Raw genomic sequence first — 731 nt, forward strand, 5'->3', positions numbered from 1 at the left:
AAGGATTACGCCGATGAGACGCGAGAGCATCTGGAAGAACTGGAAGGGTGTTTATTGCGCCTGGCGTCGGGTTTTTCCGATGGTGAACTGCTCAATACGATCTTCCGGTCGTTGCACACGATCAAAGGTGCCTCGGAGTATTTAGGGTTTTCACGGATGGCCGAACTGACCCATCGGCTGGAGAATCTGCTGACCTTGTTCCGCGAGGGCCAGCTTTCGGTGGACAAGGTGGCGGTGGATCTTCTGATCGATTCGCGCGACCGGATGGGCGATCTGATCGTTCAGATCGAATCGACCGGGCGGGAGTCGGCCGAAATCGAGGATTTGCTGGGGCGCATATCGGGGGTGACCACCGGACCCGCAGCAGATGAAGGTTCGGTGCCGTCGTCGGTATATGCAGGGGAGGCCGACACCGAATTGTTCGATATTTTTATCGAGCAGTTGGTGAGCGATCTCACGGAACTGGTGAACACGGCCGGCCGGTTGGGGCAAGGCGAGGCAGGCGTCGAAACGGTGGCGGCCCTCGGCACGCAGGTGGACCGGTTGGCGTCGACGGCCCATTACATGGGGTATGACGCCCTGACGGCGGTGTATGACACCCTGCGTGGGGCAATCACGCGTTTTGCCGGCGCGGACGGCGTTGATGGCGCGGCATCCCTGATGGCGAGCGTGGCCGCAAGCGTCGACCGCATCAAAGCCCTTTTCCCCGCCGCTGCACCGTTGGCAGCCAT

Annotated in this window: 1 protein-coding gene; it reads left to right on the plus strand. The window is 60.9% G+C overall.

Going from position 1 to position 731, the window contains the following annotated elements; all coding sequences use genetic code 11:
- Nucleotides 1-731: Hpt domain-containing protein (locus tag JCM12296_RS35355; protein ID WP_172684290.1), on the plus strand; the 731-nt coding region annotated here is incomplete at both ends.

The sequence above is a fragment of the Desulfosarcina cetonica JCM 12296 genome, from assembly GCF_001311845.1.
Taxonomy (GTDB): Bacteria; Desulfobacterota; Desulfobacteria; order Desulfobacterales; family Desulfosarcinaceae; genus Desulfosarcina; species Desulfosarcina cetonica.